The sequence below is a fragment of the Bradyrhizobium sp. YCK136 genome, from assembly GCF_044570075.1.
GTDB lineage: Bacteria > Pseudomonadota > Alphaproteobacteria > Rhizobiales > Xanthobacteraceae > Bradyrhizobium > Bradyrhizobium diazoefficiens.
In genome coordinates this window covers 1,704,386-1,720,088 of record NZ_CP172424.1, presented here as the reverse complement: position 1 = coordinate 1,720,088, position 15,703 = coordinate 1,704,386, and the positions used below count along the sequence as shown (strand labels likewise).

Below are 15,703 nucleotides of genomic sequence, written 5' to 3'. Positions count from 1 at the left end.
CGGCGGCTCTTGATGACCGCCTCCCCATGGCCGTCTGTTTACCCGACAGAAGTAAATGGCTTCTTGGACAATTCAGATAAAATTGGACCTATCTCCTGATTTTGGTTGGGCTACAGCCGGATCGCGCCCTCCGAGATTGCCGCATACGCCTCCCCGTCCAGCGCCACATAGGCACCTGACTTCGGATCGAGCATGAACAGCGGACCGGAGATCGCGCCCGGGTCAAAGCCCTCGCGGGCGAGCTCACCCTTCTTCTGCTTGAAGGTCTCGGTGGCATCGAGCTCGCGCGAGATGCGGATGAAAACCGGGCGGGCGTAAGCTGGCAGGCGCTGCGCAAGGTGGGCAGACAGTGCGGTGACGTCAAAACCCTCGTTCACGACGATTGCGCTCATGCCGGCGCGGCCGTCGGTGCTGGGGATGCTGACGCCGTAAGTGGTGGCGTCGATGACGCCGGTAAAATCGCGCACGGCGTCGTTGACCTCCGAGGTCGCGACGTTCTCGCCCTTCCAGCGATAGGTGTCGCCGATGCGATCGACGAAATGGAAGAAGCCCTTGTCGTCGAGCCGCATCAGATCGCCGGTGCGGAACCAGGCATCGCCCCTGGCGAAGACGTCACGCAGGATCTTCTTCTCGGTCTCCCCGGCGTCCGTGTAGCCCTCGAAGCGGCCGCCGCCCTGGTCCGCCGTGCCGATGCGGCCGATGGCCTCGCCCGCCTCGCCACGGGCGGAGGCGATGCAAAGACCCTCTTCATTGCGCAACGGCGCGCCGCTATCTGGGTCGAGCTTGACGAGGCTCGCAGGGAAACGATGCGCGAGCAGCGGCGGGATGCGGCCGATCGCGCCGGGCTGGCCCTCGACGTTGAACAGCGAGAAATTGCCTTCGGTCGCCGCATAGAATTCGAGGATGCGGGGAATGGCGAAGCGGGTCTGAAAGTCCTCCCAGATGTCGCCGCGCAGGCCGTTGCCGCAGACGAGCCGCAGCCGATGGCGGTTCTCGTATTCCGACGGCGGCGCCTTGAGCAGATAGCGGCAGAGCTCGCCGATATACTGGAACAGCGTGCAGTCGTGCCGCACGATGTCGGGCCAGAAATTCGACGCCGAGAACTTGTCCGCGATCACCACCGAGCCGCCGGCGGCCAGCATGCTGCACGGCGCGACGATGCCGCCGACCGAGTGGAACAGTGGCAGACAATCGTAGAGCCGGTCCTGTGGGCCGGCGCCAGTGAGGCCGGCGAACCAAAAGCCCCAGTTGAGGATGCGGCGATGGCTGATGCTGGCGGCCTTGGGCAGGCCCGTCGTGCCGGACGTGTAGATCAGCAGCGCGCGATCATCGATGGTGACGTCGCCATGCTCTCCGGGACAAAGCGGGCCGTCGTCGAGCGCGGCAAGCGCGACGTCGATGGCCCGCTCGCTGCGGGCATCGCCATGGGTCCAGACCTCGGCCTCGGTCTTCAGATGTGGCTTCGCACTCTCCAGCGTCTCCACCAGGTCGTGCGCGACGATGATGTGCAGGGGCCTCGCGACATCGAGGCAATGCGCGAGCGATTGCCCGACAAGCTTTGTATTGATCAGCGCGACCACACCGCCGATCCGGCTGATGCCGAGCCAGGCGGCAACGTAGTCGAGGCCGTTCGGCATGATCAGACCGACAGTTTCGCCCTTGCTCACACCGACCGAGCGCGCCCAGCGCGCATAGCGGTTGATGCGTTTCGACAAACCTTCGTAGTCGAGCGCTGCGTCATCCGTGATCAGCGCGACGCGATCGGGCTGACGCTGCGCCCAATCGTCGACGACGTCGGCAAACAGCCGGCCCGGCAGCGTCTCGATCCGCGCGGTCAGCTCGATCGCCTTCAGCCAGATCTTTGACGCCGATGGCGCGCGCGCGGCCTTCGGTTGCTCGATGACGCCGGTGGTCATGCCGTTCATGCTTTCGGAACGTGTCTGCTGGTTCCCCAAGCTTAGCCCGCGCGCCCTGCCCAGGTGTTAAGAGACAAGGTAAAAGCCGGTTAGTGCGCGATTAACTCTAGTCATCCTTTACCAAGCCGGTGGGATCGGCGTGCGCCGCAGCGCAATTCTTGCGATACCAAAACCAGTCATTTGGGCGCGCTGCGCGTGTCCTCGCCTCGGCTGGGGGGATAGGGGAATTGGAGACGACCATGATCACCAAGCGACATTTCCTCCACACCGCCGCCTGTGCCGTCGCTGCGCTCGTTGCGCCGCGCGCCTTTGCGATCGGCAACCCCTCCTATCCATCGCGCAGCGTGAAATGGGTGGTGCCTTATGCCCCGGGCGGCGCCACCGACGTGCTGTCGCGGCTGCTCTGCCAGCGCCTGTCCGAACGGCTCGGCCAGACCTTCGTGGTCGAGAACAAGCCGGGCGCCGGCAGCAATATCGGGACGCAGGCGGTCATCACGTCCGCCCCTGACGGCTACACGCTGCTGCTAACCTCGACCGCGAACGCGATCAACGCCTCGTTCGATCCTTCGCTGCCGTATGATTTCGCCAAGAGCATCGCGCCGGTCGCGGGTGTCGCGCGGATTCCGCTGGTGCTGGTCGTCAACAACGACCTGCCGGTGAAAACCGTCGCCGACTTCATCGCCTACGCCAAAGCCAATCCCGGCAAGATGTCGATCGCTTCCTCCGGGATCGGCACCTCGCTGCATCTGTCCGGCGAGCTGTTCAAGTCGCTGGCCGGCGTGCGGTTCACCCACGTCCCCTATCGCGGCTCGGCGCCGGGCCTGACCGACGTGATGAGCGGCCAGATCCAGGGCATGTTCGACAACGTCACCTCGTCCTTCGAGCTGGTGCGCGCCGGAAAGCTGCGCGCGCTCGGCGTCACCACGCGCGAGCGTTCGGAGATCCTGCCGGACGCGCCGCCGATCGCGGAGACGCTGCCCGGCTACGAGACGAGCTCATTCTACGGCGTCGGCGCCCCGCACGACACGCCGCGCGAGATCGTCGATCTTCTCAATCGCGAGATCGACACCGCGCTCTCCGACGCCGAGATCAAGGTCCGCATCGCCGAACTCGGCGCGATCCCGCTGCACGGCAATGCCGGCGAGTTCGGCGGCATGCTGACGGCGGAGACCGAGCGCTGGCGCAAGGTGGTCGAGCTGTCGGGGATCAAGAAGGAATAGCGTTTCCCGAGGTACAAGCCACGCCTCCGCAGCGGCGTCAGTCTGCCGTGAATTCGAGGTTGAACCGGATTGGATTGACGGGAGTGGTGACGAACTTGACGCTTTTGCCGCTCAACCCGGCGAACGGACCCGAACCGAATTTGACGATCCCCTTGCCCGAGGACTCGACGCCAATGGGCTTGCCGTCCTTCATGACCGCCTGAGCGGAGCCTTCGATCAGTTGCGTGACGAGACGTCCACCGGGAATCCGGTGCACGCCACCACCGAATACGATGGTCGCTTTTGGGCCGTCCCATTCCACCGCATTGGAGGCGGAATAAACCGCGCCCTTCAGCAGGCCATCGACACCGACGCAGACGTAGTCCTGAGTCACCAAATTGTGGTCGGGGCGGTCGCCGATCGGCTCCTGGCTATAGAAACCGGCGGTGCTGCATTCGTAACGCGCGATCATGTCCGCGCGGGCCGGCTGGGAAACGGCGATCAAACCAAAGGCCGCGCCGATGAGCGTGATAACGGTGCGCTTGTTCATGCAGATGTCCTCGCCTCAAGCGCCCGATCTAACAGGCCGGCGTGATGCCGGGCTCCTGATGCCGAGCTTCGAGACAAGGGTGACGAGGATTGCAATTCCGCGCGTTGATCTGGGTCAACCGCAGGAGGCGCTGGCGACTGGTGAAAGCACAGGGATTGGTGGCCGCGTAGTCAGCGCTAGCCGCTTCGCCTGTGACGCTGGCGCGGCGACGGCACGCTGACCGGATAATACGGATTGAGATCGCAGGTCGCGGCGCGGCCCGCCGCCGTGGCGCGACACTGCGGCAGCGAGGTGAAGGAGCAGTCATACCACTCCCCGCCGCCGCCGCTCGAGCCGGAATAGACGTGCATGCAGACGGGATAGCGGGGATCGAAGGTTTGCGCATGCGACGGCGCGGCCGCGACCACCGCACCGATGCTTACGACCAGGCCGAACGAGAAACGCATGAGCAGTGCTCCAGCGTGCCGCATCGCGGATCGCTATTGTTGCACCTTCTTGTGACGCCGGCGCGGCGGCGGCGGAGGCTCGTCAAAAGCGTAATAGGGATTGAGGTCGCAGCTCGCTGAGCGGCCCGACGCCGTGGCGCGGCACTGCGGCAGCGAGGTGAAGGAGCAGTCGTAATAGTCGCCGCCGCCGCCCCAACCGCCGGGCGTGTAGACGTGCATGCACACCGGATAGCGCGGGTCATAGGTCTGGGCGCGCGCATCTGCCGCAGCAAACAGCGTGACAATCGCGGTGAGGGTCAGGATCGGCAAACGCATGGAGACATCCTCGAATCGGTAGCGTCGGCGGATCGGATGCCGACGGCCTGATATGGCATAACACCACGCCGGAGGCGACTGTTCCGAAGTACAGATGACGGCAAGGTGAGGCGGTGCGCCGCGGCGCTATCCGCCGAGCCCCTGCAACACGAGCCGGTTCAACCTCGCCGCAAACGCCGCCGGGTCCTCCGGCAACTCGCCGTCCAGGATCTGCGCCTGCTCGAGCAGGAGCAGGCTGAGATCGTCGACGGCCTTGGAGCCGGCCTGAGCCTTGGTGATCGCCCCCACCATCGGATGGCGCAGATTGATCTCGAGGACCGGCTTGGTGCGCATGCCGCGGTTCTGCTGCGACAGGATTCGCTCGAGCTCGCGGCTCGGCCCCTGGCTGTCGGCAATGAGGCAGGAGGCCGAGCTGGTGAGGCGCGTGGACGCCTTGACGTCGCTGACGCGCTCGCCGAGGGCGCCCTTGATCACCGCGATGGTGGCGGCCTCGTCCGCCTCCGGCTCGTCCTTCCTCGCCTCGTCCGTCTCGTCGACGCGCGGGATCAGGTCGAGATTGAGATCGCCCTGGCTCAGCGACTTCAGCGGCTTGCCCTCGAACTCCGTCGGCATCGAGGTCCAGAAGGCATCGACCGGATCGGACAGCAGCAGCACCTCGATGCCGCGCGCGGTCGCCGCCTCGAGCCGCGGGTTGGACTTCAGCCGTTCGATGCTGTCGCCGACGAGATAATAGATCTCGGTCTGGTTCGGCTTGAAATCGGCGACAACCTGCTTCAGCGAACGCTTCTCGCCCGTGGTGGTGGTGAAGCGCGACAGCGCCAGCAGCTTTTCGCGACGTTCGAAATCCTCGTAGATGCCCTCTTTCAGCACCGCGCCGAAAGCATCCCAGATCTTCGCGAAGTTCTCCGCGTCCTTCTCGGCGAGGCCCTCGAGCTCGGACACGACACGGGTCGCCACGGCCTTGCGGATCTGCGCGAGCTGCGGATTGTTCTGGAGCATCTCGCGCGAGATGTTGAGCGGAAGATCCTCGCTGTCGACGACGCCGCGAATGAAGCGCAGATAGCCCGGAAGCAGATCGGCATCATCGGTGATGAAGACGCGGCGGACATAGAGCCTGACGCGCCCCTTGCGCGAGGGCTCGAACAGGTCGAACGGCTTTGTCGACGGCGCAAACAGCAGCACGGCGTAGGAGTAGCGGCCCTCGGCGCGGTAGTGCAGCGTCATCGCAGGGTCGTCGAAGGCGGAGGCGATCTGCTGATAGGCCTTCTTGTAGTCCTCGGCTGAAAGCTCCGATTTCGATCGCTGCCACAGCGCGCTCGCCGAGTTGATCTGGCGCGGCTCGCCCTCTTCCGGCACCAGCTCGATGGGAAACAGGATGTTGTCGGAATAGGCACCGACGATGCGCTCGATCTCGTAGGTCTCGAGATATTTCTTGGCGTCGTCCTTCAGGTGCAGGACGATCTCGGTGCCGCGTGTCACGCGCGCCGCGTCTTCCTCGCTGGCCCGCGCGATCTCGAAGCCGGAGCCGCCGGAGGACGTCCAGCTCCAGACGTCGCTCTCGCCGGCGCGGCGGCTGACGACGACGATCTTGTCGGCGACCATGAAGGCGGAATAGAAGCCGACGCCGAACTGGCCGATCAGGCCGAGGCCGTCCTTGGCCTCCTTCAGCTTCGAGACGAACGCCTTGGTGCCGGAGCGGGCGATGGTACCAAGATGGTCGATCAGCTCCTGCCGCTCCATGCCGATGCCGTTATCGGCGATCGTGAGCGTTCCGGCCGTCTTGTTCGGGATGATGCGGATCTTGAGCGCGTCGCCCTCGCCCAGCAGCGCGGGACTTTCGATCGCCTCGTAGCGGAGCTTGTCACAGGCATCCGAGGCGTTGGAGACGAGCTCGCGCAGGAAGATGTCGGTCTCCGAATAGACGGAGTGCACCATGAGGTGCAGCAGCTCGGAAACCTCGGCCTGGAAGGGCTGCGTATGCACAGCTGTATCTGACGTCGTCATGCGTTTACCCGGTCAATCAAAAGGGGAAAACCGGGATATAACGCGATGGGACGGCGGATCAAGAGGACGTGAGCAGCCGTCCCTGCCCGCGGCAGAGGCAGCCTGTCCCTTGACCTGTCCCTTGGCCTGGGGCGATCAGGTCACGCAGCGGCCCGGCTGGAGCAGCTTGGCGACCTCGGTCAGGGAGCTGACCATCGGCTCGCAGGCGATGGTCGGCTTGTTGCGGCCCTGCTTCTGATTCTGGTTCTGGAGCGTCACCGGCGGCTTTGCATTGCCGGTCTCGATCACCGCGGGGACCCGCAGCAGCACCGAGGTATCGGCAAGGTCGTTCAGCCGCATCGACACGGTGCGGGTGGGAACCGCCGCCGACTTGATCTCGGCGAGCCGGTCGGCCTTGCCGGTCCGATTGACGTCGTGGCCGGGCTTATCGGCGACCGCCTGCCAGCGGTCGGCCAGATCATGGCCGGAGGCCAGTTGCACCTGCGCCGCGCCGAGCATCGCGGCAATCGCGGCGGCGCCCAAAAATACCTTTTGAATCTGTGACATGGCTGTCGACCCCTCGCCCCATGGCGATCGCGGGAACAACGCAGCCGGAGGAGCGGGGGTTCTCGGCAGTCACGATCACTTAACCGTGTGCGAAAAAGGTCGCGCCGCGAAAAATATTTCGGGAGCCCCGGAACGACTTCCGCGCCTGGGAGTCGTATCAGCAGCCGGCTATTCCCCCCTGCCCCATAAGCCGGCGACGTAGGGCGCGACTGTGGTGATGCCAGTCGCGCCTTACTTTTTTTCTTATTTGGGCGAGAGAATTTTGGCACCCTCTCGGCCGCCTCTGGCCCATGGCAGAAGCTCTTTCCAAGCCGAATTTTCCTCGTCCCTGAAGTCCGCGACGCGCGGTAGAGGTTTCCGGCCCGATCATCGCCTTGAGATTACTGCAGTTCGCGGCGGGCAAGGGGGCCTTCAATAGGCTCGACGTATTTGCCGAATTCGGGATCAACCTTCGCCGCGGCCGGCAGCTCGAGCGGATTGCGAGCGCGAAGGCGCGGAGAAAAGAGCAGGTCGGATTTCGGAAACGCCCGCTAGATCAGCCATAGCGGCTGAAAAATTGCGACTTGGACCCACTATCATTTTGACCCCCTGCCTCCGCGTGGGCATGATGGAAACGAGAACAGCGCGTTCGGCACTTCTCTGATCCGCCACCAGCGACAGTGGGTTGGAATATTGCCATGGAGCAGGAGCGGCCGGTTCGTCTTGAACGCAGGCTATCAGCGATAATGGCCGCTGACGTGGCGGGCTATTCGCGGCTAATGCACCATGACGAAGAAGCAACCCACTCCAAATTGACAAGTCTCCTTGCCGAAGGGGTCGCGCCTGCCATCTCCGAACACGGGGGCCGGATCGTGAAGAACACCGGCGATGGGTTCTTGGCAGAGTTTCCAAGCGCGGTCGAAGCGGTTCGCGCCGCAGTGCAGTTTCAGACTCGCATCAGGGAGCTTACCGCCGCCGATGCGGAAGAACGACGAATTGCCTTTCGCGTCGGCATCAATGTAGGCGATGTGATTGTCGAACCGCATGATGTTTTTGGTGACGGCGTCAATATCGCGGCACGGCTAGAGAGTATCGCCGACCCCGGCGGAATCTGCATTTCCTCGTCTGCCTACGATCACATCAGGGGCAAGGTCGGCATTGAGTTTGCAAATTGTGGAGAGCAGACTTTCAAAAATATTGATCTTCCGATCCAAACCTATGCCGCCCTCCTAGATGGCCTCTACCCCCAAAGACCCGTTGGCGCGAAGGTGCCCCGCTCACCGCCCCGCCTCTCCATTGTCGTGCTGCCTTTCGCCAATCTTAGCGGCGACCCCTTGCAGGATTATTTCGTCGATGGCGTGACCGAGAGCCTGACCACCGACCTGTCGCGCATCAGTGGATCGCTCGTGATCGGCCGCCACACTGCATATACCTACAAAGGCAAGCCGATCGACCTGAAGCAGATTGGCCGCGACCTTGACGTTCGCTACGTGCTCGAAGGGTCCGTACAGCGCAGCGGAGACCGCTTTCGAGTGAATGTCCAACTGGTCGACACTGAAACAGGAAGCCACCTCTGGGCGGACCGCTTTGACAAACCCCTAGCCGATCTCTTCGAGATGCAGGACGAAATTGTGTCGAGATTGGCCAACGCGCTTAATGCCCAACTCATCGCTGCGGAGGCACGGCGGGCGGAACGCTCATTGCAACCGAGCGCGTTGGACTTTTATTTCCAAGGAATGGCCCTTTGGAACAAGAGTTGGACTTCTCCTCACCTGAGGCAGGCTCGAAGCTTCTTTGAGCGGGCCTTGGGACTTGAGCCGGACAACGTTGAGGCATTGGTAGGGATCGCGCTGGTCGATGCGGCAATGGCTAGTACCCGGAATCAGAGCTGAGTGATACGGCGGCCTTTGAAACGGCGTTGACGGACCTTTTTCTTGGTCCAGACGAAGGGCTCGGCTCTGTCGTTGTATGCGTTGACGTAGGCATCGATGTGTTCCTGAAGCTGCTTGAGGCTCGTGAAGGAGGTGCCGCTGAGCGACTGCCCCTGCAAGATGGAAAACCATACTTCGACCTGATTGAGCCATGACGCACTTGTCGGCGTGAAATGAAATTGCACGTTGGGGTGGGCCTTGAGCCAGTCCTCGTTCTTTTTATGGGTGTTGAGGTTGTCGAGGATGACGTGAAGCTTGCGGTTCGGAAAAGCCGCGGTGACGCTGTTCATGAAATCGAGAAACTCGACGCGGCGCCGGCGTTTTGAATGGGTCGCGATGATCTTTCCGGTGGCGACTTCGAGCGCCGCAAACAATGTTGTGGTGCCATGCCGCTTGTAATCGTGGCTTTGGCCGGTCAAGGCGCGGCCATTGGGCAACTTCAGATAACCCTGCGCTCGCTCCAAAGCCTGGATCGAGGGCTTCTCGTCCACGCACAGCACAATGGCCTTCGCCGGCGGCGCGACATAGAGGCCGACAACATCGGCGGCTTTGGCCGTAAAGTTCGGGTCGTTGCTCTCGCACCAGGACTTGCGAGCCACCAGGTCAATCTTGTGGCTGCGCAGGAACCGCCAGACATATTGGACATCGACATCGCCCAGCGCCTCGGCCAGCAGGGGGCCGGTCCAGCGCGCAAACCCTTGCGGTGGCGGCTTATCCAGCAGCTTCAGAATCCGCTTGTCGGTCGTCTTCGTATAGATCGGCTGCTTGCCAGGCCGCGGCTTGTCTTGCAGCCCTTCAAGGCCATGGTCGGCATAGCGATGCCGCCAAAGGCTGACAATCCGCGGCTGGACCCCAACTTCCTTGGCGATCGACCGGGTGCTGCGCCCATCCGCCGCCAACAGAACTATCCGCGCCCGCTTCAAATCGCGCTGCAACGTCACCGGTGAGCGACAGCACGCCTCAAGCACCTTGCGATCTTTCCTCGAAAGGTGGACTTCTCTTGCTTCGGGTATCATCCCGACCTTGAATCACGACTCACGTTCCAAGAAAAGTGGGTACTAGCGTTGTTTTCGCTGATGACCCTTGCCGATATTTCGCGGCGTCAGAGGCGGCTTCAATGAAAGCGCTTTCGTTAGACCCGCAACACGCTCTCGCTCACATGGCTTTAGGCGTCGTGCAAGTATGTACGCAGCGCGCGGAGAAAGGAGTTGCCGAATGCGAGCGCGCACTGGCTCTGAACCGAAATTTGGCGGAGGCTCATGCTCTTTGGCGTCGCAAAAATGCTTCTCGGTCACCCAGAAGAAATGGAGGGATACGTACGAGATGCATTGCGCCTGTCCCCACGTGACGACGGCGCACATCGGTGGCTGTGCTGCGTTGGCTTAGCCAAATTGTGCCTCGGAGCCGAGGCCGAGGCGATTGAGTGGTTACGGCGAAGCATAAAGGCCAACCCAAACTACCCCGTTGCCCATTTTGTATCAGCAGCGGTTCTAGCCCTCATCGGAAAGATGGATGATGCGGTGGCAGCCAAGCGAGACGGACTTGCACTGGATCCCGCTTTCACCATTCGTCGCTTGAAGAATGTTAGAGCTGGCCCCGGTTGTTTGGACAGCGCCCCGCTGGATTTAAGTGGATTCCTGCCGGGTTATGCTGAACGCGGGGCTTTACGGTTTTGTCGTTGCGTCGGGAGGGCGTAGCCCGACCAGAGCGACGACAAAACCGTCGGCGACGGTCATGCGGCCATCACCATAGCTTGCGTGCCGAAGTAAGCCTCGTCGGGCGTGCGCCCGTCAAGGCTCGAGTGAGGGCGTCCCTGATTGTAGAAGGCCAGATACTTGGCAATTGACGCTCGCGCCTCGGACACGCTGTCGTAGGCGCGGAGATAAACTTCTTCGTATTTGACCGTGCGCCAGAGCCGCTCGACAAACACGTTGTCGCGCCAGGCGCCCTTGCCGTCCATGCTGATGGCGATCTTCGCGTCCAGCAGCACATCGGTGAACTCGAGGCTGGTGAACTGGCTGCCCTGATCCGTGTTGAAAATCTCGGGCCTGCCGTGCTTCGCCAACGCCTCCTGGACCGCTTCGACGCAGAAGGCCGCCTCCATTGTGATCGAGACGCGATGGGCCAGGACCCGTCGGCTGAACACATCGACGACCGCCGCGAGATAGACGAAGCCACGCCGCATCGGAATGTAGGTGATGTCCATTGCCCACGCATGGTCGGGCCGCTCGATCTTCAATCCGCGCAACAGGTACGGGTAGATCTTGTGACCCGGAGCCGGCTTGCTCGTGTTCGGGCGACGATAGACCGCCTCGATCCGCATGCGCTTCATCAGCGTCGCGATGTGGCGGCGACCGGCGTATACGCCCTCCCGCCGCAGCAACGATCGCAGCATACGCGCTCCCGCGAAGGGATAATCGAGATGCAGCTCATCGAGCCGACGCATCAAGGCAAGGTCCTCGGCCGAAACTGGCCGAGGTTCATAGTAGACCGTGCTGCGAGCCAGCTTCAGGACCTTCGCCTGGCGCACGATAGAAAGATCATGACCGCGGTCGATCATCGCTTTGCGCTCAGCAGGCCCGCCTTGGTGAGCGCGCCGGACAAAAAATCGTTTTCCAACGCCAGCTCGCCGATCTTGGCATGTAACGCCTTCAAATCGACCGGCGTCTCGGCCGATGTCTTGTCATGCCCAAACACGCCGGCGGCGCCTTCCAGGAGCTGGTTTTTCCAGATCGTGATCTGGTTCGGATGAACATCAAACAGCTGCGCCAGCTCCGCCAGTGTCTTGTCGCCTTTGACCGCAGCCAAAGCAACCTTCGCCTTGAATGCCGGAGAATGCGTCCGGCGGCTCTTCTTCGTCATCTTCGCTCCTGATTCGCAGCAAGAATCCTCGCCGCTGTCAGGCAGAAAATCCACTCAAGCTACTGTCCGAATTTGCGGGGCCAGCTCTGTTTGGCTTTCGGACGATCCTACATTCCGCGCCGGAAGCAGGCGCCTCGTAAAGGGCCTGCACATGGCTGGAGTTCCGGAATAGTTGTGATGCCAGTCGCGCCTCTCGAGCAGCCGAGGCCGCCGCGATCAGGGCAGGCCGAAAGGCCACACCAAGCAGATCAAGCTGGCATCAGCGGCGGGTGCGTATCCTGAGCCTCTACACGATCATGAAATTCGATGCGTGCAATTGGCTGATCGCGGTATCAACGAAGTCAATGGACCCTGCGTTAGAACCGCTCCCCAGCGCGAGCAGGGTCCCGCCGTGTCCATCGCTCCTAAGCGCGCTCATGATGTCGGCGACGGAGTGATAATCGCCCACACCGTTCGCAAGAGCGACGATTCCGAGCGTGTCATTGCCAAATCCGGAGATCGTATCGACCTGGCTGCTGGAATTGACGGAGACGGTCAGACCCGTGCCGTGATCGATGATGTCGGCATGGGCCGGGCCATTGATGATCGCCTGATTGCCAAACCCGGCAAAGTTAAACTGGTCTGACCCGCCATTGACCGTAATGACGTCCTGGCCGATTTGGTTTGTCACATTTGCCTGGGACCCGTTGAGCACCACGTGATTGCCAGCGCCACCAAGCATGATTGTATCGCGGCCCCCGCCAGCAACGACGTTGTCCGATCCGCTGCCGGCCATGATCGTGTTCGTTCCCGAGCCGACGGTGATCCGGTTTCCCATCCCGCCGAGATTCACGGTGCTGTTGCCGTCACCGAGAGTGATACTATTGGCGCCATCTCCACCCGCAACGACATCATTGCCATTCCCCAGCATGACCGTGTTGCCATATCCGGAGAGCGTCACCAGGTCGTTGCCGTTGCCGGCGGTCGTTTGGCTTGCACCGTCACCGGGATGGACAATATCGTTGCCGTTACCCAGCGTGATGACGTTCCCGTATCCGCTGGCGTCGATGATGTCATTGCCGTTGCCGAGTGCAATCGTCGTGGCGCCTGTCGATCCCGTCACCGTAACATTGCCGTTGCCGCCGGTGACGTGGTTGACGATCCCCTGCAGATAGACGGCGCTGTCGCCGCTCGGCACATCAACCGTACCGTATAATCCGGCGTAGATCGTGTCGCTGCCGCCATTGCCGTGGATGGTATTGAACATGCCATAGGCGTGGATGATGTCGTTGCCCGTCGTACCCTGAATGATCGCATAACCGGAGGCCGGGCCGTCGATCGTCGTGGTACCGGCTTGATGCGTGTCCGTGACAGAGGTGTTGGTGTCGCTGACGGTCAAGCCGACGCTGCTTGTGTCGCTCAGAGTGAACGTGGTCGTTACGCTGCCATCTCCGTGCGGCGAGGCTACAAACGTGAGGGCGTGCAACTCGGCGGTCAGGTTGGCGGCGCTGGTTGCCGCCAGCTCGTAGGTTCCGTTTCCAAGCGAGATCAGTCCTGACCCGGACAGGATGCCAGCCGCACCTGCGAGCGTGATGATTAGGCTGTCCGTTGCCGCTGCGTTTGGATCCGTGATCGTTACGGTCGCGAATGGATTGATAGCAGCTTGGTTGCTGGTCGCTTGTCCCGATACGGCTCCAGCGATGGCCGGCAAGGCCGCGGCTGTCAGCAGAATGCCGCCGGAGCTGTCTTTCGCGATGCCGAAGCGCGTGACCGAAGTATCCGCCAGTGTAAAGGTCTCGCTGGCCGCACCGTTGCTGACCGTGAGCTTCGAGCCGGATACAGTCACCGTTGCGCCGCTCGTATAGGACAGCCCGGACAGGTCGATCTGGTCACCGAGCGCAATGCCCTTGATCTGGCTTGCAAAGGCCGATGAGCCCGAAACCAGCTTCTGCTCGATCTTGAGCGTGCCTTGGCCGGAGAAGGTGATCGCGTCATCGGAAATCGCGCCGGCCTTGAGATCAAGCATGCCGCCGGCGATCGTGGTCGCGCCGGCAATGCCACCGGCTTCGACGAGTTCTGTGGCTCCACGAAGAACCGTCGAAGCGTTCGCGGTGCCCTGATCGAGCACATCAAGCGTGCCGCCGTTCAGGATAGTGGAGGTGACGATGCCGCCGTCCGAGACGGAGAGGCTTCCTGAGTTGAGGACTGTCCCGCTCGCCGCGCTGGCGTCGACCGCGGGCGCGCTCGGGTCGTTCGTAGGGTCTGCAACGGATCCCGAAACCGTCATCACACCACCATTGATGATGGCTTTCTTGGCGATCCCCGCCCCGAACAGGTGCAATTGGCCGCCGCTGCCGACAACGGCAAAATCGACTTCGCTTCTGAAGACGATGCCGTACGGCCCTCCGGGAGGATAATAGATCGTCTCTCCCGAAGCGCTGATGACACCGCCCGAGTTTACGATGGTGCCGCTGGCAAAGCCCCCATTGGTGAGATTCTGGACACCCCCGCCATTGACGGTGGTTGACGTCACGATGCCGGTATCGACGTCCTGCTCGGCGCCATAGTTGACAGTGGTGTGATCGGCCCGCCCTGGACCCGGCGCATCGTGCAGGTAAATGCCGGCGACACGTTGAATACCGCCCGTGTTGATCGTGGTGTAGCTCGCGGTGGATGCAAGCCCGACATCCTGCTCGCCGCCATTGATGACCGTGTTGCTGGCGGTGGCCCCTAAGTCGTAGTTGCCCAGGATCTGCTTACCGTCCGCTGATATCGTCGTGTTCGTGGCCGTACCGAACACCTTGAACAAGATGCCGTCCGATACGGTGAAGCCGTTTTCCGTGTAGCCATAGTCGGCAACAAACGTTGCGCCACTCTGGAAGGTCGTGTTGGACAGCGTCGCGCCAGCTTCAGCGATGAGCGTTGCGCCCGCGGAAATGACGCTGTTACTGAGCACGCCACCGTCCAGGACGGCCAGCGTCACGCTCTTCGGGACAGTGAATCCGTTTTCAATCGTGCCGTTGCCGATCTGCAATGTGCTGCCGGCGTTGAAGACCGTGCCCGAAAAATCGGCGTTACCAAGCACGACAAGCCCGCCGTACTGATTGACGGTCGTGTTGATCGCCGTCGCGCCCGCGGACAGCACCATCGTTCCGTAATTGATCGTCGTGCCCGTTGCCGTGCCACCTGCATCGACATTCAGCGTGCCGAAGTTCTGGAGTATCGTGCCCGACACCAACGCTCCGTCCCACACCGTTAGTGTTCCAAAACCTTCAACGATGGTGCCGATCGCCATGCTGGCGTCGACGGCCGGCTGGCCGGGGACATTGGCGAACGGATCCGGGATCGATCCCGAGACAGTCATGACGCCGCCGTTGACGATGGCGTTCACTGCGGTCCCGCCGCCAGTGACGTCGAGCTCGCCTTGGTAGTTGATGGTTGCAACGGTCGCCACGCTTCGGATCACCGGCTCCGGGTACACGGGCGCCGTTTCCACAGTTTCACCCGAAACCCTGAGAACACCGCCAGAATTGACGATGGTGCCGCTGGCGCTCCCGCCATTCGTCACGTTCTGAACGCCACCGGAATTGACGGTCGTCGTCGTTGCGATGCCCGTGTCGACGTCCTGCTCGCCGCCGCCATTGATCGTGGTGTGATCGACCTCGCCCGGGGTTGGACCTTCATGGATATATTCGCCCGTGACACGCTGGACGCCGCCAGCGTTGATGGTCGTGTAGCTGGCGACGCCGTCAAAGACGACGTCCTGTTCTCCGCCGTTGATGACAGTGTGGGTTGCCGTGCTCGTTGCGAAGGATCCGCCGACCGTCTGCAAGGCGCCGGCCAGGATCGTCGTGCTATCGACGGAGATGCCGCCACTGACATCCATCGTGTCGCCGTCATGGAGCGTCATTCCACTGGCGGGAGGAATAACCGTCATACGAATGCTCCGCGTTTGGTGCCTGGAAAATCAAACGGG

10 protein-coding genes and 1 pseudogene are annotated in these 15,703 nt (G+C 62.2%); 2 read left to right on the top strand and 9 right to left on the bottom strand.

The annotated features are described in order from the left end of the window. Window positions 1–110: 110 nt before the first annotated feature. Window positions 111–1,925: a long-chain-acyl-CoA synthetase gene (locus ACFLEY_RS08105; RefSeq protein WP_060908856.1), complete on the bottom strand. Its 1,815-nt coding sequence runs from the start codon at window positions 1,923–1,925 to the stop codon at window positions 111–113. Between the two features lie 230 nt (window positions 1,926–2,155). On the opposite strand from ACFLEY_RS08105, the gene ACFLEY_RS08100 reads away from it, so the two are divergent. Beyond that, entirely contained in the window at window positions 2,156–3,136 is a 981-nt protein-coding gene (locus ACFLEY_RS08100; protein ID WP_060908857.1) for a tripartite tricarboxylate transporter substrate binding protein, read from the top strand. Between the two features lie 37 nt (window positions 3,137–3,173). Here ACFLEY_RS08100 and ACFLEY_RS08095 read toward each other — a convergent pair whose 3' ends face one another. The 5 genes from ACFLEY_RS08095 to ACFLEY_RS08075 form a co-directional block, all read right to left on the bottom strand. Then, window positions 3,174–3,665 (bottom strand): hypothetical protein, encoded by a 492-nt coding sequence (locus tag ACFLEY_RS08095; RefSeq protein ID WP_060908858.1) that lies wholly within the window; start codon window positions 3,663–3,665, stop codon window positions 3,174–3,176. A gap of 176 nt (window positions 3,666–3,841) precedes the next feature. Then, window positions 3,842–4,111, bottom strand: coding sequence for a DUF3551 domain-containing protein (locus tag ACFLEY_RS08090; RefSeq protein WP_038966154.1), 270 nt, complete (start codon window positions 4,109–4,111; stop codon window positions 3,842–3,844). Between the two features lie 33 nt (window positions 4,112–4,144). Continuing rightward, window positions 4,145–4,426, bottom strand: coding sequence for a DUF3551 domain-containing protein (locus tag ACFLEY_RS08085; RefSeq protein WP_028173828.1), 282 nt, complete (start codon window positions 4,424–4,426; stop codon window positions 4,145–4,147). 126 nt (window positions 4,427–4,552) lie between these two features. Beyond that, window positions 4,553–6,430: a molecular chaperone HtpG gene (htpG, locus tag ACFLEY_RS08080; RefSeq protein ID WP_211434418.1), complete on the bottom strand. Its 1,878-nt coding sequence runs from the start codon at window positions 6,428–6,430 to the stop codon at window positions 4,553–4,555. Between the two features lie 135 nt (window positions 6,431–6,565). Beyond that, a complete protein-coding gene (locus ACFLEY_RS08075; RefSeq protein ID WP_028173826.1) occupies window positions 6,566–6,976 on the bottom strand; it encodes a hypothetical protein in 411 nt (136 codons plus the stop codon). Window positions 6,977–7,653: 677 nt separating this feature from the next. Here ACFLEY_RS08075 and ACFLEY_RS08070 point away from each other — a divergent pair. Next, window positions 7,654–8,829, top strand: a pseudogene (locus ACFLEY_RS08070) (adenylate/guanylate cyclase domain-containing protein); the annotation flags it as partial. Between the two features lie 8 nt (window positions 8,830–8,837). Here ACFLEY_RS08070 and ACFLEY_RS08065 read toward each other — a convergent pair. From ACFLEY_RS08065 to ACFLEY_RS08055, 3 genes are all read right to left on the bottom strand, one after another. Continuing rightward, window positions 8,838–9,902, bottom strand: a complete 1,065-nt coding sequence (locus ACFLEY_RS08065; protein ID WP_026192128.1) for an IS630-like element ISRj1 family transposase — start codon at window positions 9,900–9,902, stop codon at window positions 8,838–8,840. A gap of 716 nt (window positions 9,903–10,618) precedes the next feature. After that, a protein-coding gene (locus tag ACFLEY_RS08060; protein ID WP_129557324.1) for an IS3-like element ISRj2 family transposase occupies window positions 10,619–11,748 on the bottom strand; the annotation gives its coding sequence in 2 pieces (ribosomal slippage) (window positions 10,619–11,496 and window positions 11,496–11,748; 1,131 coding nt in all). A 286-nt stretch (window positions 11,749–12,034) separates the two neighbouring features. Beyond that, entirely contained in the window at window positions 12,035–15,664 is a 3,630-nt protein-coding gene (locus ACFLEY_RS08055) for a hypothetical protein (RefSeq protein ID WP_060908860.1), read from the bottom strand. Window positions 15,665–15,703: the final 39 nt, after the last annotated feature.

Excerpts from the sequence above, each read along its gene's own strand:
- ACFLEY_RS08065 (WP_026192128.1), bottom strand. The coding sequence starts at position 9,902 with ATGATACCCGAAGCAAGAGAAGTCCACCTTTCGAGGAAAGATCGCAAG.
- ACFLEY_RS08085 (WP_028173828.1), bottom strand. The coding sequence starts at position 4,426 with ATGCGTTTGCCGATCCTGACCCTCACCGCGATTGTCACGCTGTTTGCT.
- ACFLEY_RS08100 (WP_060908857.1), top strand. The coding sequence starts at position 2,156 with ATGATCACCAAGCGACATTTCCTCCACACCGCCGCCTGTGCCGTCGCT.
- ACFLEY_RS08090 (WP_038966154.1), bottom strand. The coding sequence starts at position 4,111 with ATGCGTTTCTCGTTCGGCCTGGTCGTAAGCATCGGTGCGGTGGTCGCG.
- ACFLEY_RS08075 (WP_028173826.1), bottom strand. The coding sequence starts at position 6,976 with ATGTCACAGATTCAAAAGGTATTTTTGGGCGCCGCCGCGATTGCCGCG.
- ACFLEY_RS08105 (WP_060908856.1), bottom strand. The coding sequence starts at position 1,925 with ATGAACGGCATGACCACCGGCGTCATCGAGCAACCGAAGGCCGCGCGC.
- htpG (WP_211434418.1), bottom strand. The coding sequence starts at position 6,430 with ATGACGACGTCAGATACAGCTGTGCATACGCAGCCCTTCCAGGCCGAG.
- ACFLEY_RS08055 (WP_060908860.1), bottom strand. The coding sequence starts at position 15,664 with ATGACGGTTATTCCTCCCGCCAGTGGAATGACGCTCCATGACGGCGAC.
- ACFLEY_RS08095 (WP_060908858.1), bottom strand. The coding sequence starts at position 3,665 with ATGAACAAGCGCACCGTTATCACGCTCATCGGCGCGGCCTTTGGTTTG.